The sequence below is a fragment of the Sphingomonas turrisvirgatae genome (assembly GCF_001721295.1).
Taxonomy (GTDB): domain Bacteria; phylum Pseudomonadota; class Alphaproteobacteria; order Sphingomonadales; family Sphingomonadaceae; genus Sphingomonas; species Sphingomonas turrisvirgatae.
Window position 1 is genome coordinate 12,213 of sequence record NZ_MDDS01000007.1, and the last position, 20,529, is coordinate 32,741.

General features: G+C 64.8%; 23 protein-coding genes. 12 read left to right on the forward strand and 11 right to left on the reverse strand.

What is annotated here, in order from left to right; translation table 11 throughout:
- From BFL28_RS02920 to copM, 11 genes are all read left to right on the forward strand, one after another.
- Positions 1 to 888: a bestrophin family protein gene (locus BFL28_RS02920; RefSeq protein WP_069319149.1), complete on the forward strand. Its 888-nt coding sequence runs from the start codon at positions 1 to 3 to the stop codon at positions 886 to 888.
- Entirely contained in the window at positions 888 to 1,277 is a 390-nt protein-coding gene (locus tag BFL28_RS02925; RefSeq protein WP_069319150.1) for a hypothetical protein, read from the forward strand. The genes BFL28_RS02920 and BFL28_RS02925 overlap by 1 nt, the downstream gene beginning before the upstream one ends.
- Positions 1,278 to 1,280: 3 nt before the next feature.
- Positions 1,281 to 1,967 (forward strand): ZIP family metal transporter, encoded by a 687-nt coding sequence (locus BFL28_RS02930; RefSeq protein WP_069319151.1) that lies wholly within the window; start codon positions 1,281 to 1,283, stop codon positions 1,965 to 1,967.
- Positions 1,964 to 2,572, forward strand: a complete 609-nt coding sequence (locus BFL28_RS02935) for a cation diffusion facilitator family transporter (RefSeq protein ID WP_069319152.1) — start codon at positions 1,964 to 1,966, stop codon at positions 2,570 to 2,572. Before BFL28_RS02930 ends, BFL28_RS02935 begins: the two co-directional genes overlap by 4 nt.
- Positions 2,569 to 5,070, forward strand: coding sequence for a heavy metal translocating P-type ATPase (locus BFL28_RS02940; protein WP_069319153.1), 2,502 nt, complete (start codon positions 2,569 to 2,571; stop codon positions 5,068 to 5,070). Before BFL28_RS02935 ends, BFL28_RS02940 begins: the two co-directional genes overlap by 4 nt.
- On the forward strand, positions 5,067 to 5,816 hold the full coding sequence (locus BFL28_RS02945; protein ID WP_069319154.1) for an HAD-IIB family hydrolase: 750 nt from the start codon (positions 5,067 to 5,069) through the stop codon (positions 5,814 to 5,816). The genes BFL28_RS02940 and BFL28_RS02945 overlap by 4 nt, the downstream gene beginning before the upstream one ends.
- 92 nt (positions 5,817 to 5,908) lie before the next feature.
- On the forward strand, positions 5,909 to 6,364 hold the full coding sequence (locus tag BFL28_RS02950) for an MgtC/SapB family protein (protein ID WP_069319155.1): 456 nt from the start codon (positions 5,909 to 5,911) through the stop codon (positions 6,362 to 6,364).
- A gap of 98 nt (positions 6,365 to 6,462) precedes the next feature.
- Positions 6,463 to 6,840 carry a hypothetical protein gene (locus BFL28_RS02955; RefSeq protein ID WP_069319156.1) on the forward strand — a complete coding sequence of 126 codons (378 nt, stop codon included), beginning with the start codon at positions 6,463 to 6,465 and terminating at the stop codon, positions 6,838 to 6,840.
- 12 nt (positions 6,841 to 6,852) lie between these two features.
- The gene (locus tag BFL28_RS02960; RefSeq protein ID WP_069319157.1) at positions 6,853 to 7,446 is read left to right on the forward strand and encodes a DedA family protein; all 594 of its coding nucleotides are present in this window, start codon (positions 6,853 to 6,855) and stop codon (positions 7,444 to 7,446) included.
- A gap of 14 nt (positions 7,447 to 7,460) precedes the next feature.
- Complete coding sequence (locus BFL28_RS20845; protein ID WP_158011617.1) at positions 7,461 to 7,754, forward strand: hypothetical protein; 294 nt, start codon at positions 7,461 to 7,463, stop codon at positions 7,752 to 7,754.
- A 227-nt stretch (positions 7,755 to 7,981) separates the two neighbouring features.
- Entirely contained in the window at positions 7,982 to 8,377 is a 396-nt protein-coding gene (gene copM, locus BFL28_RS02970; RefSeq protein ID WP_069319159.1) for a CopM family metallochaperone, read from the forward strand.
- On the opposite strand, the gene BFL28_RS21275 is transcribed toward copM, so the two are convergent.
- The 7 genes from BFL28_RS21275 to BFL28_RS03000 form a co-directional block, all read right to left on the reverse strand.
- Positions 8,351 to 8,806: a DUF6488 family protein gene (locus tag BFL28_RS21275; RefSeq protein WP_338152232.1), complete on the reverse strand. Its 456-nt coding sequence runs from the start codon at positions 8,804 to 8,806 to the stop codon at positions 8,351 to 8,353. The two genes, copM and BFL28_RS21275, sit on opposite strands and share 27 nt — an antisense overlap.
- Before the next feature lie 15 nt (positions 8,807 to 8,821).
- Positions 8,822 to 9,424, reverse strand: a complete 603-nt coding sequence (locus BFL28_RS02975) for a hypothetical protein (RefSeq protein WP_069319160.1) — start codon at positions 9,422 to 9,424, stop codon at positions 8,822 to 8,824.
- Positions 9,424 to 10,071, reverse strand: coding sequence for a HupE/UreJ family protein (locus tag BFL28_RS02980; RefSeq protein WP_119184529.1), 648 nt, complete (start codon positions 10,069 to 10,071; stop codon positions 9,424 to 9,426). Before BFL28_RS02980 ends, BFL28_RS02975 begins: the two co-directional genes overlap by 1 nt.
- Before the next feature lie 107 nt (positions 10,072 to 10,178).
- Entirely contained in the window at positions 10,179 to 13,412 is a 3,234-nt protein-coding gene (locus tag BFL28_RS02985) for an efflux RND transporter permease subunit (protein WP_069319161.1), read from the reverse strand.
- Complete coding sequence (locus BFL28_RS02990; RefSeq protein WP_069319162.1) at positions 13,409 to 14,563, reverse strand: efflux RND transporter periplasmic adaptor subunit; 1,155 nt, start codon at positions 14,561 to 14,563, stop codon at positions 13,409 to 13,411. The genes BFL28_RS02985 and BFL28_RS02990 overlap by 4 nt, the downstream gene beginning before the upstream one ends.
- The gene (locus tag BFL28_RS02995) at positions 14,560 to 15,819 is read right to left on the reverse strand and encodes a TolC family protein (protein ID WP_069319163.1); all 1,260 of its coding nucleotides are present in this window, start codon (positions 15,817 to 15,819) and stop codon (positions 14,560 to 14,562) included. The genes BFL28_RS02990 and BFL28_RS02995 overlap by 4 nt, the downstream gene beginning before the upstream one ends.
- 460 nt (positions 15,820 to 16,279) lie before the next feature.
- Positions 16,280 to 17,605, reverse strand: coding sequence for an MFS transporter (locus tag BFL28_RS03000; RefSeq protein WP_069319164.1), 1,326 nt, complete (start codon positions 17,603 to 17,605; stop codon positions 16,280 to 16,282).
- 87 nt (positions 17,606 to 17,692) lie between these two features.
- Between BFL28_RS03000 and BFL28_RS03005 the strand changes: the two genes are divergently transcribed.
- Positions 17,693 to 17,962 (forward strand): metal-sensing transcriptional repressor, encoded by a 270-nt coding sequence (locus BFL28_RS03005; RefSeq protein WP_069319165.1) that lies wholly within the window; start codon positions 17,693 to 17,695, stop codon positions 17,960 to 17,962.
- Between the two features lie 43 nt (positions 17,963 to 18,005).
- Here the strand turns inward: BFL28_RS03005 and BFL28_RS03010 are convergent, their stop codons facing one another.
- Genes BFL28_RS03010 through BFL28_RS03025 form a run of 4 tightly spaced genes read right to left on the reverse strand, consistent with a single transcriptional unit; the run spans position 18,006 to position 20,124 of the window.
- Positions 18,006 to 18,203: a hypothetical protein gene (locus tag BFL28_RS03010; protein WP_069319205.1), complete on the reverse strand. Its 198-nt coding sequence runs from the start codon at positions 18,201 to 18,203 to the stop codon at positions 18,006 to 18,008.
- Entirely contained in the window at positions 18,200 to 18,517 is a 318-nt protein-coding gene (locus BFL28_RS03015; protein WP_069319166.1) for a DUF7673 family protein, read from the reverse strand. The genes BFL28_RS03010 and BFL28_RS03015 overlap by 4 nt, the downstream gene beginning before the upstream one ends.
- 21 nt (positions 18,518 to 18,538) lie before the next feature.
- Entirely contained in the window at positions 18,539 to 19,192 is a 654-nt protein-coding gene (locus BFL28_RS03020) for a hypothetical protein (RefSeq protein ID WP_069319167.1), read from the reverse strand.
- Positions 19,189 to 20,124, reverse strand: a complete 936-nt coding sequence (locus BFL28_RS03025) for an ArdC family protein (protein WP_069319206.1) — start codon at positions 20,122 to 20,124, stop codon at positions 19,189 to 19,191. The genes BFL28_RS03020 and BFL28_RS03025 overlap by 4 nt, the downstream gene beginning before the upstream one ends.
- Positions 20,125 to 20,529: the final 405 nt, after the last annotated feature.

Sequence of the window (20,529 nt, forward strand, 5' to 3'; positions counted from 1 at the left end):
ATGATTGTCGGCACGAGGCCACGATTTAGACAGATCATTATCGAGGTTTGGAAGCCCCTCACGATCCTGTTCGTGTGGGACGTGGCCGTGACGGCATTCCACATGATGACCCCGATCAAGGAACCGCCTTTGCCGACGGCGCTGTTCGGCACCGCGATCGCGCTGTTCATGGGGTTCCGGACCAACGCTGCTTATGCGCGCTGGTGGGAGGCGCGAACCCTTTGGGGCTCGCTGATTAATGCGTCGCGCAGCCTTGCCCGGATCACGCGCAGCCTGACCAGGGGCGAACCCCAAGGCAGTGAGATGCGGGACGATATCATCCTGCACCAGATCGCCTTTGCGCACTCGATGCGCTGCCAGCTCCGTCGACAGTCGCCCTATGAAGAGATTGCCCGGGTCGCCGGCTCTGACGTCGCCGACAGGGCGCTCGCTCGCACAAACCCTGCCAACGCGCTCTTGGAGGACATATCGTGCATCTACTCCGACGCGCTCGCGGAAGGGCGGATCAACGCCATCCAGCAAGCGACTGTCGAGCGCGTCCTGATCGACATCGCCAATGCGCAGGGCGGCATGGAGCGGATCAAGAACACGCCGCTGCCCAATGGCTTTCGGTTCTTCCCGAACCTCTTTACGCGCGTGTTCTGCATCCTGCTCCCGATCGCGCTCGTCGAATCCTTGGGCCTCGCCACGCCGATCGGATCGACGCTGATCGGACTCGTCTTCCTCGCGGTGCTGAGCATCGGCGAAGATCTGACCGATCCGTTCGCTAACAGCGTCCACGATGTCCCACTCACGGCCATGTGCCGCACGATCGAGATCGACCTTCTCCAGACGGCGGGGTTGCCAGCCCCTGAGCCGCTGACTCCCGATCACGGCGTACTGTGGTGATGGGTGTGCGCGCCTTGCTGCATCTGCCCGGCCTGACGATCGCGCGCGCTGGCGTCGTTCTCGTGACCGGCGTGGTTGTAGGGGCGTGCAACCCGGCCCCGAGCGAACCCGCCGAACCAGCTCACGATAAGCGGCTGACGCCAAGGCTGATCGCGCAACGCATCATGTATTGCGACGACGGCACCCGCGCCGATGTCGACTTCATCGACGACGGCTTGAAGATGGCCGTCACCTGGCTGCCGAAGGGCAGGACCGAAATCCTGCGCGCGCAGCGAACTGGCGACGAGTTTCGCGGCGACCAGTCGCGGGCCATCGTGGCGGGCGGGGCGATCGCCTTCATGCGGCGCGGAAAGATCCACGTCTGTCACCGAACCCCGGAGGGATCATAGGATATGCAGGCACTGCTCTACACGCTTGCGCCTGTGCTGGCGGTCGTGCTCGGCGCGATCATCGCGAGCCGCACCAAGTTGAAACCCAACCTAGTGGCGGGCCTCCAGCATCTCGCGGCAGGCGTCGTGTTCGCGGCTGCCGCGACCGAGATACTTCCCCAGGTCAAGCATGAGGCATCGCCCAGCGCGACGTTGATCGGCGGGGCGGCGGGCGTCGCGACGATGCTGGGGCTCAAGGCATTCGAGGCCCGCTTCAAAGGGCCGATGGCGCTGCTCGCGGCGATCGGCATCGACATCCTGGTCGATGGCCTGGTGCTCGGTCTCGCCTTCGTGGCGGGCGAGAAGGCAGGTTTCCTGCTGACGATCGCGCTCACGCTGGAAGTATTGTTCCTGGGACTGACGCTGACCGACGAGTTGGCGGAAACCTATCGCTCGCGCCTGCGCATCATCGTGATCGTCTCGGCGTTGGCGCTGCTGCTGCCGATCGGCGCGCTGGCGGCTGTACCCGTCGCCACGCTGTCGCCGGTGATGGTCGCCGGCTTCCTCAGCTTCGGGCTGATGGCGCTGCTCTATCTCGTTACGGAGGAGCTGCTGGTCGAGGCGCACGAGAAGCCCGACACCCCGCTCATCAGCTCGATGTTCTTTGTGGGGTTCTTGGCCCTGCTGACGCTTGAGGAGATCATGGGATGATCCCGAGCAACGACAACAAGGGCGGAGAGGAGCGCCGCACCCTCTGGATCGTCCTGCTGCTGAACGCGGCGATCGCGGTGGGCTTCTTCATCTCGGGCTTCTTCGCGGACTCGAGCGCGCTGATCGCCAACGGCGTCGACAATCTGTCGGACACCGCCGTGTATGCACTGAGCCTCGTAGCGCTCACCCGGGGCCAGACATGGAAGACACGCGCCGCGATGGCGTCGGGCGTCATGTTGCTGATCTTCGCGGGCGGCATCCTGATCGACGTTGGCCGACGCTACCTTCAAGGCAGCGACCCGATCGGGCCGACCATGATGGTCATGTCGGCGATCGCCGGCGTCGTGAACTACCTCTGCCTGCGGCTGCTCCAGCGCCTCAAGGATCCGGACGTCAATCTCCGGGCCGCCACCACCTTCAGCTTCAACGACTTCATTTCCAACGGCGGCATCCTGATCGCCGGCGTCCTGGTATTGTGGCTGGGCACCAACTGGCCGGACCTGCTGGTCGGCTTCGCTACCGCCATCATCGCCATCAAGGGCGGTGTCGAAATCCTGCGCGACGCACGCGCCGAAACCAAGAAAAGCGAAAGGAGGTCGTCATGAACGACAAGCTCGAACTCGATATTCCAGTGCTGCTGCCGGACCTTCCTGACGCGGCCGATGCCTGCCTGGATCGTCTCGTATCGACCCTGTCGAAGCGCGAAGGCGTCGAGCGGGCGCATGTGATCTGCCTCGACGGCGACACGCCGGCGGCGTTGTGCATCCATTTCGACGCTGCCAAGCTGCCGCTGCCACGCTTGCGCGAGATGGTGCGCGCCGCAGGCGCCGAGATCACCGAACGTTACGGCCATGCGATCTGGCAGGTGACAGGTATCAATCACGAGCGCCGGGCGCGCACTGTCAGCGATGCACTGTGCGCCTTACCCGGCGTCGTCCAGGCAAACGCCAGCACCAGCGGCTCGGTTCGGGTCGAGTATGATCGCCGGGAGACCACCGAAGAGGAGGTCCGCGCCGCACTTCGCAAGCTCAAGGTCGGTGTGGGCAAGCGGGTCGCTGCCGATGAACATGCCGGCCATGACCACGGGCCGGGTGGCCACGGCGCGGGCGAGGAGAAGCACGGTCCTGGCGATGGCCACGACCATAGCCATGCCGAGTTTCTTGGCCCCAACACCGAGCTGATCTTCGCGCTCGCCTGCGGTGCTCTCCTGGGGGTCGGCTATGCGATCGAGAGGCTGGTCACTGGTGCGCCGGACTGGCTGCCGACCGCCTGCTATATCGCGGCCTATTTCTTCGGCGGTTTCTTCACGCTGCGCGAGGCGATCGACAATCTCCGGCTGAAGAAGTTCGAAATCGACACCTTGATGCTGGTGGCAGCCGCCGGCGCCGCTGCGCTGGGTGCATGGGCCGAAGGTGCGCTGCTGCTGTTCCTGTTCAGCCTCGGCCATGCGCTCGAGCATTATGCGATGGGCCGCGCCAAGAAGGCGATCGAGGCACTGGCGAAGCTCGCCCCGGAAACCGCGACCGTGCGCCGCAACGGGGAGACCAGCGAAATCCCGGTCGAACAGATGGTCGTCGGCGATATCGCCATCGTGCGCCCGAATGAGCGCCTGCCTGCCGACGGCTTCGTCATCAAGGGCGCAAGCGCGATCAATCAGGCCCCGGTGACGGGTGAAAGCATTCCGGTCGACAAGGTGCCGGTCGCGGACGCTGCGGCGGCACGCGCCAAGCCCGACGCGGTAGACGCGGAAAGCCGGGTCTTTGCCGGTACGATCAACGGCGGCGGTGCGATCGAGATCGAGGTGACGCGCCGTTCCAATGAAAGCGCGCTTGCCAAGGTCGTCAAGATGGTGAGCGAAGCGGAGACGCAAAAGTCGCCGACGCAGCGCTTCACCGACCGGTTCGAGCGGATCTTCGTGCCCGCCGTCCTGATCCTGTCGGTGCTTCTCCTGTTCGCTTGGGTCGTCGTCGACGAGCCGTTCCGCGACAGCTTCTACCGCGCGATGGCGGTGCTGGTGGCGGCAAGCCCCTGCGCGCTTGCGATCGCCACGCCGAGCGCGGTGCTATCGGGCGTCGCCCGCGCAGCGCGCGGCGGCGTGCTGGTGAAGGGCGGTGCGCCGCTCGAAAATCTCGGGTCGCTGAAGGCGATCGCCTTCGACAAGACGGGCACGCTGACCGAAGGTCGGCCGCGCATCACTGATGTCGTGCCGGTCGATGGCGCCGATGAAGGCGAGCTGCTCGCGCTGGCCGTGGCTGTCGAGGCGCTGAGCGATCATCCGCTGGCCCAAGCGATCGTCAAGGACGGTCGCGAACGTCTGGATGGGCGCGCCTTGCCCACTGCCGGCGATCTCAAGAGCCTGACCGGTCGCGGCGTCACCGCAAGCGTCGATGGCGAGACGGTGTGGATCGGCAAGGCCGAGATGTTCGGAACGGAAGGTATTCCGACCCTTGGGCAGGGGGCGCAGGATGCGATTGCGCGCCTGCGCGAGAACGGGCGCACGACGATGGTGGTCCGCAAGGGGGATCGCGACCTGGGCGCGATCGGCCTGATGGACACGCCTCGCGAAGCTGCCAAGACCGCGTTGCGTCGGCTGCACGAGATGGGCGTGTCGCGGATGATAATGATCTCCGGCGATCACCAGAAAGTCGCCGAAGCGATCGCCGACGAAGTCGGGATCGACGAAGCGTGGGGCGACCTCATGCCCGAAGACAAGGTTGCCGCGATCAAGAAGCTCGCCGGCGAAGACAAGGTCGCGATGGTGGGCGACGGCGTGAACGATGCGCCGGCGATGGCAAGCGCCACGGTCGGCATCGCGATGGGCGCGGCGGGGTCGGACGTGGCGCTGGAGACGGCCGACGTGGCGTTGATGGCCGACGATCTGGCGCACCTGCCGTTCGCGGTCGGCCTGAGCCGCCACACGCGCGGGATCATCCGACAGAACGTCTTCGTCAGCCTGGGCGTTGTCGCCTTCCTCGTGCCTGCCACCATCCTCGGCCTCGGCATCGGGCCAGCGGTGGCGGTCCATGAGGGTTCCACGCTGCTCGTCGTCATCAACGCGCTCAGGCTGCTCGCCTACCGCGATCCGGCGGGGAAGGCGGCATGAAGTGGCTGATTGCCTTCGACCTCGACGGCACGCTTGCGGAGAGCAAGCGGCCATTGTCACAGGAGATGGCCGCAACCCTCGCTCGATTGCTCGCCGTCACCGACGTGGCGGTGATCTCGGGCGGTGACTGGCCGCAATTCGAAAAGCAGGTTGCTTCACGCCTTCCTGTGGATGCCGCCCTAGACCGCCTTTGGTTGATGCCGACCACGGGCACAAAGCTCTACCGGTTCATCAATGGCGCTTGGCGCGCTGTCTATGCCGAGTTGTTCGACGGCGCGGAGAGGGCGAAGATCCGCACGGCTTTCGATCGGGCGCTCGTCGATGCCGGGATCGCTGATGAACGCATCTGGGGTGAACGGATCGAGGATCGGGGTAGCCAGATCACCTTTTCAGGGCTTGGCCAGGCAGCACCGCTGAAGGAAAAGGAAGCGTGGGATCCTGACCGAAAGAAGCGCACCGCGTTGCAGGCGACCTTGCGCGCGGCGTTGCCGGACCTCTCGATCAATCTTGGCGGCACGACATCGATCGACGTGACGAGGGCAGGGGTCGACAAAGGCTATGGCCTGAAGCGTCTGAGTGCCGAAAGCGGCGTGCCGCTCGATGCGATGCTGTTCATCGGCGATGCGATTTTCCCCGGCGGGAATGACTATCCTGCTGCTGAAATCGGCCTCGATACGGTGAAGGTGCGCGACGTAGCCGAGACGACTGCCGTCGTGACCGCCATCATCGCATGTCTGCACCGCTAGGATCGCCGATGTTCGCAACCATCGCCTTCCCCGGTGAGACTTTCCCCCATTTCTTCCGATCTGGAGCAATCGCGTAGAACAGGCAGGCCGGCATGTTTCAAAGCTCGTGGTGGGAGATCGCCACCCATATCATCAGTCTCGCCGCCGCCTACGCGCTCGCCCTGCCCGTTGGCTGGGATCGGGAGAGGGATGCGCGCAGCGCAGGTATCCGAACCTTCCCACTGGTCGCCATTGCCAGTTGCGGGTTCGTGCTGGTGGGCATCGCAATCCTCGGCCGCACGTCTCCTGCGCAAGCCAGGCTGCTCGAAGGTCTGATTACCGGCGTCGGCTTTATCGGGGGTGGCGCCATCCTGAAGAAAGGCAGCAAAGCGTCGGGCACGGCAACAGCGGCCAGCTTATGGGCTACCGGGGCGCTCGGCGCGGCGGTCGGCTATGGCCTCTATGATATCGCCGTCATTCTGAGCGCCACCACCTTCCTCACGTTGCGTTGTTCTCGTCCGCTCAAGCGCGCCAGCAAAAGCGACGTCGGCACCCCCGCAAGCCCATGACGGCCTCTCAGGCGCCTCGATGGCCGCGGCCCGTTCGCGCGCTTACTAAACGCTGGACGCTGGCGAGCAGCATCGCGGCGCAGGATCGCCAACATCGCTTGCTGCGCTGGGCGACACTGCTGGAGCGCAATCCGCATCGGATCATCGGTTTGCTTTCTCCCTCCTGGGCGGGCGGTGATGCGCGCGGCCCGATCGTCGATCGGCCGAGCGCGATCGATGTCGCATGGGACGACGTGGTGCTGCGCGCGATGGGGCTGGCGGGGCGGTCACGCGCCGATGTGAAGGCGTTTTTCGGGCTGTCGGATGCGGAGCTGGATCGCATTGCCGCAGGCTCCTGGCGGTGTCCAATCCGCCCCGCTTGGCAAGTCGCCGTGCGGATCAGGAACGTCGAGTGTCCGCGACTGGAAAACCGGATCGTAGGGTCCGTCTTCGCCTTCCTGCTCGCATTCTGCGCGATTTTCTATTGGGTCTTCTGACGAGGCTGGCTTGTGTTCGACATCATAACATCGATCCTCTCAGCGCTCGGCGGCTTCGGCGTCTTCCTGCTGATGCTGGCCGAAAACGTCTTCCCGCCGATCCCATCGGAAGTGATCTTGCCGCTCGCAGGCTACACGGCTGCGCAAGGACGCGGCTCGCTGTTGATGATCGTTGTCGCCGGCACCCTCGGATCGGCTGCAGGGGCAGTGCTGTGGTACTATGTCGGCCGCTGGATCGGCATCGATCGGTTGAAGCGCTTCGCGTCCCGTCACGGCCGATGGCTGACGCTGACACCGGGCGAGGTCGACCATGTCGACCGCTGGTTCGCCCGCTATGGCCATTGGGCGGTTCTGTTCGGCCGTATGGTCCCGGGGGTCCGGACATTGATCTCGGTGCCCGCAGGGGTCAGCGGGATGCCCCTTGGTCCATTCTTGGTCTCGACGCTCGCCGGCTCGGCCATATGGACCGTGATCCTCGTGCTGGCGGGCTATGAGCTGGGCGAGCGCTATAGCCAGGTGGCGAGCGTCATCGAGCCGGTCAGCAACGCCGTGCTCGCGCTGGCCGTCATCTGGTATCTTTGGCGGGTCGCGACTTTCGGGCGGTGAAGGGGCGGCGATTGATGGCTGGCCTGCTGCCCGTGCCTCCTGCCGGCCTTTGGCTCATGGCGGCTTCGATGCTTGTCCGCATCACACGCCTCGCACGTGCCTTTAGCCTGATCTCGCCAGCCTGCGCGATTGTTCTCATCAAGTGGGTGGACGGCTTCACCGCAGCGGATTTCACGCATGGCGTCGCAACGGAGGGAAGTGGCGTCGCGCCGGAATATGGAGAGGATCGACATAATGGGGAACAGCAAGCAGCGGGCGGCAATCGCCGTTGCCGCGACAATTGGTCTGTCCGGATGCGGGCTGATTAAACCACGGGATGCGGGCTATTTCCGCTTCCACGCGGAAGAGGCGAGACTAGTCGTCACACGCTGCAAGCAGGGCCAAGAGACCGGCGGCGACTGCGAGGCTGCGGCGCAAGCCGTGGCCGAGCTCGACGCGGTGGCGCGACGAGAGTCCTCTGCCGACGGTCGACGCTGATGGTAGCCGCCTTCGCCCGCACCATGAATCGAAACTCTGCCACTGGAGAACAAGTGTAATGATCGGAACCACCAGAGCATTTGTGCTGATGCTCGCAATGGCCGCTGGGCAAACGCCGCTCGCCGCGAGCGCCCAGCACACCCAACACGACTTAAGCGCATCAGAAACTGTGGCTTCTGACCAGCGGACCGAGACGCCCGCAACCGAGGCTTACCGAGCAGCCAATGCCAAGATGCATGGCGAAATGGATGTAACATTCACCGGCGATGCCGATGCCGACTTCATGCGTGCGATGATCCCGCATCATCAAGGCGCGATTGCGATGGCCGAAGTCGAACTGAAATATGGTCGCGATCCCGCTGTTCGCCGCCTCGCGGCCGAAGTCGTGGCGACACAGCGGCGCGAGATCGCCCAGATGCGAGCTTGGCTAGCCCGCCGGGAAACCCGCAAATAATCGTAGCTGACAATCGAAGTGCTGTCTTAACACCCTGCCATTCCTAGATTCAAATCCTCGGCGATTGCGACCGATCGCCGAGGCTTTAAAATCACTTCGCGGTGGGCCAGTAGACGTCGCGCTTCCATCTGCATTCACGACAACACGAAGCGTTCGTCGTGCCGCTGCATGCGCCGCATTTGTGAAAGTGACGACGGTCTGACGGGCGCCGCCCAGCGTGCGCTCGCTAGACCCTTGCAGATTGGCTTTCGTCCAGCTCGCCGGAAGCTTCGATTGCGTCACCATGCGGATGATATGCTGACGCGCCTGATCCGCTGGCGCTTGCTGCTGCACCTCTTCATCATGGTCGGGGTGGGCCATAGCAGGGGAGGCAATGAGCGCTGCCCCAGCAAGGAAGCATATTTCATAGGTCGTCTCCGGTTGAAGGATTGGCTTGTGGGTAGGTCAGGATTTCGGTTTCGCGGCGAAGCTACGGAACGTGCCGGTTGCCGTCACCGTAACGGTGACGGGGGAAGAGGTACGGTTACGCCAATACCACCCATGCATCCCGTCGAACGGAGCCTGGAACTCACCTCGCTCGCCAGCAGACGATCCCTTCTCGTAGCTGGTATATTCGTCAGCCGGCGCATCATGCTCTTCACCATGCAACTCGAAGCGAATTTCCGGTCCGCCGGTTGTCCAAGCGTAGGTAATCTTGTCCCCAGCGCGCATGTCAGCTTTGACCTCGCGCCCTTCGTCGGGGGCGAGCGTGACCTTCACCTCGGCGCTCTGCGCGGTCGCTGGCACATTCGACGTTGCCGCCGACGGCGCTGTCGTAGTGGCTGCCGGGACGGTAGCCGTCTCGGCAGCATGTTCGGCCTGCTTCACCTCTCCCATGCGAGTGAGGCCAAGCAGGCGTCCCGTCCCGATCGGGTCGACACCATATTCGGCGGGCAGGATCGTCGTCGCGAGCAGCGCGACGGCGACGCCGAAGGCAAGCGCCGTTGCCCGGTTGAGCTGGTGCAGCGTCGGCAGATCGCCGACGTTCGGCAGATTGGCGTTTTTCATCAGGCGTTCCCTTCGAGAATGAGGCCGGCGAGCTGGTAGCCGGAAAGGACGAAGCCGGCGGTCATCAGGACCACGTTCGCGGCAAAGGCATATCGGCGGAAGCTGGCGGTGCGGCGCCAGTAGCCCATAACGATCAGGATCGCGGACAGAGCGAGCAACTGGCCTATTTCGACGCCGACGTTGAACGACAGCAGATTCACCAACAAGCCGTTCGATGGCAGCGCGAAGTCTTGGAGCTTGGTCGCGAGGCCGAATCCGTGGAACAGGCCGAAGATCAGGACCGCGGCCTTGGTGTTAGGCTGGACGCCGAACCACCGTTGATAGGCACCGAGATTGTCGAGCGCCTTATAGACCACCGACAGACCGATAATCGCGTCGATCGCATAGGGACTGACGTGGGTGCCGAGCAGAACGCCGGCGATCAGCGTCGTGCTGTGGCCGATCGCGAACAGCGTCACGTAGGCTGCGACCTGCTTCATCCGGTAGAGGAAGAAGATCACCCCGAACAGGAACAGCAGATGGTCGTAGCCTGTGACCATGTGCTTGGCGCCGAGATAGAGGAAGGCGCCGGGGGCGGGTCCGTTGATCGTCTCGATGAATGCCTGATCGCCTTTGGCGACCCCATGTGCATAGGCGGCGCTCGCCATGAACGTCGCGGTGGCGACGGCAAGGAGCGTCGTCACCCCTCTCAAACGCAGCGGGAGCAGCCACGGGCGGTTGGATGATGTTTCCACGGTAAGTTGTCTCCGCTTCATCACGCGAGCGCGTGGGCCGGGGTGGCAGAATCGGTACGTCGCCGCTGCGACCATCGACCCGCGAGGGCGGTGATCGCCGGGAGCACCAGCAAGGTGAGGGCGGTCGATGTGATGAGGCCACCAATGACGACGGTCGCGAGCGGCCGTTGCACCTCGGCGCCGGTGCCGGTAGCCAGCGCCATCGGCACGAAGCCGAGCGACGCCACCAACGCGGTCATCAGTACCGGGCGGACGCGCTCCATCGCACCGCCCACGATCGCATCGTCGTCGCTTGCCCCTTCCTCACGATGCTTCCCGATCGCGCTCATCATCACGAGGCCGTTGAGGACAGCGACGCCCGATAGAGCGATGAACCCGACCGCTGCGGTGATTGAGAAGGGGATACCGCGCAGCAGCAGCGCAAACACGCCCCCGGCGAGTGCCATCGGCACCGCCGAGAACACGATCGCCGCCGACACGAAGCTGCCGAGCGCCATGTAGAGCAGGGCGTAGATCGCGATAAAGCAGATCGGCACGACGATCAGCAGACGCAGCCGAGCCGATTGCAGACTCTCGAAGGTGCCGCCCCACTCGGTATACATGCCGGCGGGGAGCTGTATCTGGCCGATCTTCGCCTGCGCTTCCTCGACGAACCCGCCAAGGTCGCGCCCGCGGACGTTGATCTGCACGACCACCATCCGCTTGCCGTTCTCACGACTGATCTGGTTCAACCCCTGCGTGTAGTTGAACCGGGCGACCTGGCTAAGCGGGATCGAGCGCGCCACCTGACCTTCGGCCGCGGGCAGCATCACCGGGATCGACCCCAGCGTCTCAAGGTCATCCCGCTGCGCGTCGGGGAGGCGGACCACGACGTCGAACCGCCGGTCTCCCTCGAACAGCAACCCGGCCTCACGACCGCCAAGCGCAGCCGAGACAGTGTTCGCCACCTCCTCGACCGACAGGCCGTAACGGCCCGCCGCTTGCCGATCGATCTGCACATCGAAGGTCGGCGCGCCGGACGTTTGCTCGGCGCTCACGTCGCCAGCGCCGGGAATGGTGCGCATGACGGCGGCGATGCGACGCGCCTGTTCGCTCATCGCGTCAAGGTCGTCGCCGTAGAGCTTGATCGCGACGTCGGCGCGGACGCCAGCAATTAGCTCGTTGAAGCGCATCTGGATCGGTTGCTGGATCTCCGTGCGGTTGCCGATCAACGGTTTCATCCGCTCCTCAATGCGGCGAAGAATGTCCTCCTTGCTTTTCACCTCCGCCGGCCATTCGTCCTCCGGCTTGGGGATGACGTAGGTGTCCGACGCATTAGGCGGCATCGGGTCGGTGCCGAGATCGGCGTTGCCGTTCTTGGAGAAGACCAGCGCCACCTCCGGCAGCGTCTTCAATGCGTTCTCGATCTGGAGCTGCATCTGCGTCGATTGGTCGATCGACGCCGACGGCACGCGGAAGTTGGTGACGGTTATGTCCTTCTCGTCGAGCTGCGGCATGAACTCCTCGCCGAGCAAGCCAAAGCTCAGCACGGCCGCAACGAACACGCCGACACCGCCCAGGATGAAGGGCATCGGGCGGGCGACAGCCCGGCCCAGCACGGGGGCGTAGCGTTCCTTGAACCAGCGGATCGGCTTCACTTCCGTCTCACTGACCCGGCCCTTGACGACGATCGCGATCATCGCGGGAACGAAGGTAAGCGACAGGACGAAAGCAGAGGCGAGCGCCACCATCAACGTGATCGCCATCGGCGCGAACGTCTTGCCCTCGACGCCCTGGAAGGTGAGCAGGGGCACGAAGACGAGGAAGATGATGAGCTGACCATAAACGGTCGGCCGCACCATCTCCTTGGCCGCGAGCGTCGTTTCCTCCATCCGCTCTTCGCGGGTGAGAAGCCGGCCTTCATGCTCCTGGCGCTCGGCAAGGCGGCGAAGCGCATTCTCGACGATGATGACGGCGCCGTCGACGATCAGCCCGAAGTCGAGCGCCCCCAGGCTCATCAGGTTGCCCGACACGCCCAACCCGTTCATCCCTGCGGCCGTCATCAACATGGTAATCGGGATGACTGCGGCGGTGATGAGCGCGGCGCGGATGTTGCCGAGGAGCAGGAACAGCACGACGATGACGAGCAGCGCGCCTTCGGTCAGGTTCTTTTCCACCGTCGCGATCGTCGCGTTGACGAGCTTCGAGCGGTTATAGACAGGCTCGGCGAACACGTCGGGCGGCAGCGCCTTGTTGATCTGCGTCAGCTTCTCGGCGGCATCGGTCGCGACGATGCGGCTGTTGTCCCCAACCAGCATCAGCACCGTCGAGATGACCGCTTCCGATCCCATGCGGCTGCCGGAGCCGGTGCGGACCGCACCGCCGATCACCACCTGGCCCACGTCCTTGACGCGGACGGGGACGCCGTTGCGGGTCGCGACGACGGCTTCCTGAATGTCCTCGATCGACTTCAGACGAGCATCGGCGCGGACAAGGAAGCTCTCGCCGGCGCGGCGGACATAGTTGGACCCGGCGGAGAGGTTGGCCCGCTCCATCGCGTCCGCCAGCTCCGTGACGGACAATCCATAGCTGGCGAGCGCGTTGAGGTTTGGCTCGATCAGATATTGCTTCACATAGCCGCCGTTGGAATCGACGCCGGCGACGCCGCGCACCGCCCGCATCTGCGGGCGGATGACCCAGTCTTGGACCGTGCGGAGATAGGCGGCTTTTGCCAGTTCGGTGGTTAGCCGCTCGCCCTCGGGGGTGAGATAGCTGCCGTCCGACTGCCAGCCCGGTTTGCCGTCGACCGTCTTCAGGCCCTTGCCGTCAGGATGACGGAAGGCGACCGAATAGAAGAAGATTTCGCCAAGCCCCGTGCTGAGCGGCGCGAGGATCGGCTGCGCGTTGGCGGGAAGGCTGTCGCGCGACTGCGCAAGCCGTTCCGTGACCTGCTGGCGCGCGAAGTAGATATCGGTGCGATCGGTGAATACCGCCGTCACCTGGCTGAAGCCGTTGCGCGAGATAGAGCGCGTCATCTCAAGCCCTGGGATACCGGCCAGCGCCGTCTCCACCGGGAACGTCACCTGCTTCTCGATATCGACCGGCCCCAAGGTCGGAGCGAAGGTGCTGATCTGGACCTGCCGGTTGGTGACGTCGGGCACGGCGTCGATCGGCAGCTTGGTAATCTGCCAGAGGCCGAAGCCGATGACGACGAGGGTCAGGAAGGCGACAAGCCATCGCATCCGGACCGAAAGGGAGAGGATGCGGCCGATCATTCCGCCGACTCCTTCTCGATCTCGGCCTTGAGAAGGAAAGCGTTGGTGATGGCGATCTGTGTGCCGGCGGCGAGGCCGCCGGTGATCGCCACCATCCCACCCGATCGGCTGCCGATCTGAACCCGCTGCGCGCGGAAGCCCTGGCCGGTGCGGACGAACACCACGCTGTCGCTGCCAAGCGTCTGCACCGCGTCTTGCGGCACCATCACGCCGCTCTTTGCGGCTCCACCACTGGCAAGGATGCGGGCCTGAACAAGCTGGCCTGGGGCAAGCGTGCTGCCGCCGGCGGTCGGCGTGACGACGACCGTCGCGGTCCGCGATTGCGGATCGACGACGCCGGTCGCCGACCGCACCCGCCCTTCGATCGTGTGACCGTCTGTGGTGGTCAGCTCTACCCTGTCGCCTTCTCGGACACGGCCAGCATCGGCAGGCGGGACGCTTGCGGTGATCTGAAGCCGGCGTGGATCGGCGACCCGGAACAACTCGGTTTCAGCCGCGACGAACTGGCCGAGATTGGCACCGGCATTGGTGACGCGCCCCGCGACGGGGCTGACGACCGCGACCGATCGACCGTCGCCCGAAACACGGGCCGCGCCTGCGGCGGCGCTGGCCCGTCGGGCGTCGGCCTGGGCGACGGCAAGGTTGGCCTGCGCCGATTCATAGTCGGCGCGGGGAGTCACGCCCTGCGCGAGCAAGCCGCGCTCTCGTTCGAGCTGACGCGCGGCGAGGGTGACGCGCGCGGACGCGGCCGAGCGGTCGGCCGCGATTTGCGAAGCATCGCGGCTCTCGACCAACGCAAGGGTCTGGCCGGCGCGAACCGGATCGCCGATGCGGACCATGATACGGCTGACCGTGCCTGGCGCGCGCGCGGTCAGCACCGCCTCGGCGTCGGGCGTCGCCTCGACCGTGGCGGAGGCAAGGATCGCGGCGTCCAGCTCGCCGGAGGCCGCCGGGGCGACGGTGATCTGCGATGCCGAAAGCGCCTGTTGCGTCATCGCAACCGTGTTCGACGGCTTCGACGGCGCTGCGGCCTCCGTAGGGTCAGGGGTGGGCGGCGGCGATTGAGTGAGGCGCGCAGCGCCAAAGCCGAGCGCTGCGGCGGCAACCAGGCCGATAGCGGCGCCGGTATAAAGACGATTTCTATCGGTCATTGAACCGCTTCTCCGGTGATGGTGAGGCCCTGCAGGCGGGCAAGGTTGGCGCGAGCGTCGATACGGGCGCTCACGGCGTCGAGAAGGACGACCCTCGTGGCCCCCAGATTGCGACGAGCGGCAAGAAGTTCGATCAGAGGCGACTTCCCGGCCTCATATGCTACGCGGGCGAGGCGATAGGCCTCCTCGGCCGTCGCCAGCGTGCGCTCGGCGGCAACGGCTCGCTGGTCCGCCGCTTCCACGAGGGCAAGCGCCGCGCGGCTTCCAGTCTCGGCGTCCAATCGCGCGATGGCCGCGCGCGCTTCAGCCCCCTGTAAGTCGGCTTGAGCGGCGGAAATGTTGCCGCGGTTGCGGTCGAACAAGGGAAGTGGGATGCCAATTCCGGCGACGATGGCGGGGCCGCTGGCGACCCTGAGCTGTCGAACACCGAGCTGCGCAGTGACATTCGGGATCGCGAGCCGCTGCTGCAGCGTCACGGCCCGGGCGGCCGCATCTCGTTCCGCCTCGGCAACCTTGACGGTGGTCGCTTGCATCGGATCGATCGGACCCGTGGCGGGGCGTGCATTGAGCCGACCGACGAGCGATTCAGACACACCCGTGAAGGGTATGGGAACCCCGGCCAAAGCTGAGAGACGTGCGAGTGCAACGGTCTTTTGCGCACGTACCGTCTCGAGATCAGCCCGAAGCGTGTTGAGGTCGGTTTCGGCTTGTAGTTGGCGCAGCCGCGCTTCCTTGCCAGCACCAACCAGAGCCTGCGCGACCTTCAAATCCTGGGTTGCCGCTTCAACCTGATCCTCGGCGATGCTGATGCGGCGCTCGGCAAGTTCGGCACCGGCATAGGCACGGGCTAGCTCGGTCGCATAGAGTAATCGGCCGTCTCTGGTACGCGCCTGTGCGAGAACGATGCCGGCTTCGCCGGCGGCTATCCGCGCAGATCGCTTGCCACCCAACTCGATAGGCTGATCGATCTGAAATGTCGTCTGTTGCTGATTGCTGGCATTGCGGAGCGTGTCGCCCGCAAAGTTTTCCGCATAGACAGAGACAGTAGGATTAGGTCGAGCGCGCGCCTGTTCGGCGACACCTCGCGCCCGAGCTATCTCTGCATCAAGTACCGTAACGCGTGGCGTGGTCTGTGCGTCGCGCAAAAGTTGGGCGAATGGTGGGGCGGTCTGCGACCATGCCGCGCCCGCTGGCCATAGCGCCGCAAGCGTGCCGGCCAACGCAAGCGTGCGCTGCCGGCGATAATAGCCGTTCATATTCCATGATCCTCCAGAGGTAAGTCAGGCGGCGTATCGCGCGCCGGCAAGACTCAACCGCGAGGAGGGCGAAGAAGCTTTGAGGGATCGATCGTGCTGAGAAGTGAGGCCGTCAGTATCGACCATGTACGAGTAGCGACGATCGTTGGTACAGGGGCGGTCGTGGGTCCGCCGAACGCGACCCAGTGGCCAGCGGCATGTGCTAGAAGATGCACCGGGCCGACATCGCCGCTTTCCTTGTCGGGAGCGTGTTCGCCTTGCTCTGCCGTAACATCGTGATGGTGGTCGACCACAGCGACTTTAATCGGATTATGGTCATGGACGGTGGCGCTATGCCATCCCGACGCCACGAGAAGACCGAGCATGGCAACAAGTGCCAGCACGGCTCCAAGGAACGTAGGAGAATGACGCATCGCCATAGCGGGGGGTCTAGGCTGATAGCGACCACGGGGCAACAAGATCACTTGCCCGGCCATTGTGGATGACGACGGTCGATCACATAGGGGTGTTCGCCGTGGCTGTGGACCGCCAGATGCGGATCATCAGCAGGAAGATTGCCATGTTCATGCGCGATCACGTCGGGGTCATTCGCTGGCCATAGTCGGATGGCAGCAAGGGTGCCGAGTGCGGCGAGAATTGCCATCGCGCCGAACGCCGCTTCCATTCCGACGCGAGCGCCGAGCTGGCCGACGAGCGGGTAGCAGACCAGCCAGCACACGTGGCTGAGCGCGAACTGCGCCGCGAACACGGCGGGGCGATCCTCGGTCTGCGCCGACCGCTTCAGCAGACGGCCAGATGGGGTGACGTTAGAGGAATAGGCGGCCCCCATAATCAGCCAACCGACAAGCAGCACGTGCCAGTAGCTCGCTCCCGGCGGCATCGTGGCCGTGATCGCGGCAAGCGCGCCGAGCGTGATCGTCAGGATGGTCGCACCGACCAACATCACAGTCCGATCGGCGACGCGATCGAGGATGCGCGGAAGGGTGAGGGCGGCGATGATAGATCCGCCGCCGAACGCGGCAAGCGTCAGCGCCACATCGCGCTGTGTCAGCCCCATGCCGCGCACAATGACGACGGTGTTGACGATCACCATCGCGCTCGCTGCGGCGGCGGTGAGGGTCAGCGCCAGCAGCCCGCGCAAGCGCGGCGTCTTGAGGTAGATGCGGGTGCCGCGCGTCGTCTTGTCGTAGATGCCACCCTCACTCTCCACGGGGGCGGGCCGGGGTAGCACGGTCGAGACGACGAGCAGGGCGGAGGCGACGAATCCGATCGCGGTGCCCGAGAACAGCCAATGATAGCTCATCACGGTTAGCAGTCCGGCCGCAAGGATCGGGCTTGTCAGGCTCTCCATGTCGTAGGCGAGGCGGGAGAGGGACAGCGCCCTGGTATAGTCGCGCTCCTCGGGAAGAACGTCTGGAATCGTCGCCTGAAAGGTTGGCGTAAACGCAGCCGAAGCTGATTGCAGGACGAAGATCAGGATATAGACCTGCCAGACCTGGTTCACGAACGGCAGGCAGATGGCGACCCCGGCGCGGATCGCGTCCATTCCGACCAGCAAGGCGCGGCGCGGTACGCGGTTAGCGAACGCGCCGGCGATCGGCGCCACGCCAATATAGGCGACCATCTTGATCGCAAGCGCGGTTCCCAGCACCGCCCCTGCGCTGCCACCGGCTATGTCGTAGGCAAGCAGGCCAAGCGCGACCGTCGCCAAGCCGGTCCCGACCAGCGCGATGATCTGCGCGAGGAACAAGTGCCGATAGGTACGGTTGGCAAGAACGCTGAGCATGCTCGCGCTATATCCCCCCTGGGGGATTGAGTCTATCCCCCCAGGGGGATACTCGACAACTGCCCCTCACGCGCACTAGATAAGGGGATGACCCATCACGCTCACAACAGCCACCCGGCGATCGTCAAGCGGCTAAACCGCGCCGCTGGTCATCTGCGCAGTATCGTCGGCATGATCGAGGAGGAACGCCCCTGCGTCGACATTGCGCAACAGCTCCAAGCGGTCGAAAACGCCATCGCCAGCGCCAAGCGCGCGCTTATCAACGACCATATCGACCATTGCCTAGTCCATGCCGAAGAGGGCGAGGGGACCAAGGCCGCGGTGGAGCAGTTCCGCGCGATCTCAAAATATTGGTGATGCGCCACTCGTCCGTGGGCGGGGAGTAGCGCGTGATTGCCGGCTAACCGGCAATGAAACTACCGCGCCCGCCCCTGAACGCCCCAACGACGTTGCCGCCGTCCCAATGGCCGGAAAGGATGCCGCGCCGGGGTATGCTGCCGATCGGCTTGCGGCGCGCGGCGAGGAGCCGCGCGCGGCGCATGTCACGGTCGATCAGCTCGCCGGTCGAAATATCTACCGCGCTGCGCAGCGGGATCATTCCGGCCGCCATTGCTCAACCAGCGCCGCCATCGCGTCGCGGTAGCCCCACGCGTCGGGATACACGGTTGGTTCCTGCGCCAGATACGCCATGACGATCAACATATCCTCCGAAATGGATGGATCGCAGTTGCACAGGTGGAGAACGGGGAAGTGCCCCCAAGTCGCGCCGTCCCACCATGCCAACAGAAAGTCGGCCGCGCGCGATGCTTGTCCCGTGTCTGACCCGGCGATCACGATCAGGCGGGAGATAGCCCCGCCCACCTCATCGAAGCTGACGGCGCGGATCGCAGGGCGGCGTTGAGGTGGATTCATGACACTTAGCTCCTGCTGCCCTCAAGGGTGGAAGGGGACGGGGACCAACAGCGCATCGTCGATCGGCTCGACGTCGCGCAGTTCCACCATCACGATCTTCTCTACCCGTTCGGCCCCGGTCGGATCGAGATAAACATAGGTGTGGTCCGCAAACACCGGACTGCACAAGCGCCAGATGACACCTTTCCGGCCAACGCGGCGCTCAAAGCGGCCGTCATAGGATACGGACGATCCGGCGATGCGGACCCGCTGGCCGACGCGCAGCCAATTCGCAGACGATCGGATTAGCACCGCCTTTTCCTCGGCGCTCAAGCCGGGACGGCCGATGCCGAACGTCGCATTGGGGTCGCGCGCGATCCGCGCCAGCTTCTCTTCCACCGGCTCGGGCTTCCAGTCGATGACCGGCCCGGGCGCGGCCTTGTGCATGTGCGTCACCGGCTTCCCGCCGAATAGGTCGGGCTGCACGCCGACAAGGCGGCGGTGAAACATCGCCTTGTGATAGTCGCGCCGCCATTGCGCCTCGGGGGTCAGCGGCTTGGCGGCGATGCCGTCGCGCATGATCGCGACCAGTTCGTTAAACTCCTCCTCGCTGACGGTCGCGAAGCTCGGATCATAGACCAGTCGCCCCGCGATGGCCCGGCCCTCGTCGGGGCCGGGATCGTGGGGGGCGGTCACGCTGCCTCCTCCATTTCGGAGGCCGTCTCGACCGCCATGCGGCTCAACAGCCAGTCGGAGGCATCCTGCGCGAGCCGTGCAGCGGTGAAGATGCATCTTTTGTCGTTGCGCAGGGCTTGAAGCCAGCTTGCCAGATAGGCGGCATGGTCCTCGCGGTCGTGGAGCTTGATGCCGATCGTCGCGCTGATGAACGCGGCCCCAAGCTCGGCCACCAATTCCTCGCGGGCGTAGTCCTCGCGCTTCGTGGAAATGAGGGTGGGGCGGGCGAGCCGGTCCACATGGCCGCTGGCGTGACATAGCTCGTGCGCTAGGGTCGAATAATAGTCGTCGCTGGTGTGGAAGTCGGCAAACTCCGGCATGACGACATGATCGCTGCTCGGCTGATAATAGGGCTGGGAACCATGATGCCGGACGGTGACGGGCACGCGGACAAAGAGGGCGTCTAGCTCGGCGTCCCGCTCGTCGGGATTGGTCGCGGTGATGATCGGCGCGGGGGTGGGATATTTCGCCTCAATGCCGTCGATCTGCTCGGCATTGAAAACGGTGTAACGCTTGAGGAACGCCACCTGACGCTTGCCGTCCTCGCCCCCCTGATCGCCGCCACGGTCGCCCCTGTCGGCGTCCACCTCGATCTTGTTGGCATAGACGACGGTAGAGCCCTTCTCGCCCTTCCTGACGCATCCCCCAAGCGCGAGCGCCTGCTTGAAGGTCAGCCAATGCGGGGAGGCATAGCCCTTCGTCATCGACGCAACCCACAGGGTCAGGACATTGATGCCCCGATAGGGAACGCCAGTGGAACGCAGCGGGATATTGGGCGCGGGGCTGCCATTCCACGATTTCGACCAAGGCCGGGTGCCTGCCTCGATCATCGCGATCATCTGATCGGTGATTTCCTGATAGATGTCGGCTCGATTGTCGGTGATCCGTCCCATGATGTCTTCCTTTCCTTTGAGGCTGAAAGCCGGTCGCAACAGCAACCGGCTCTGCCTTTCCGGCGAGGAACGGGATGGGGAGGGAGGGCGAGAATCTGGCCTCTGGCGCGGGCGAGCCGCCTAGCGCGGCCGACGCTTCGTAGGGCGTCGGGTGCCGCGGTTGGCGGATTACACGGGGGGCCTGATTGTCGTTCGGGAACGAAAGGGCAGCCGCCCTTGGTGTTCCCCGGCACCGGTCTGGCCTCCGGGGGAGGGCAGGGTGGCCAACAGGCTGTGCCGCGCCTGTAGCGCGACATAGGGGTGTGCCACGTGGCACACCTGCCTTGCAGCAACGCGACGCAGAAAAATTTGGGCAGAGGGGGAGGCCGTGGGGGCTCCCGCTGGATGGTTACTCGGTTGATACGC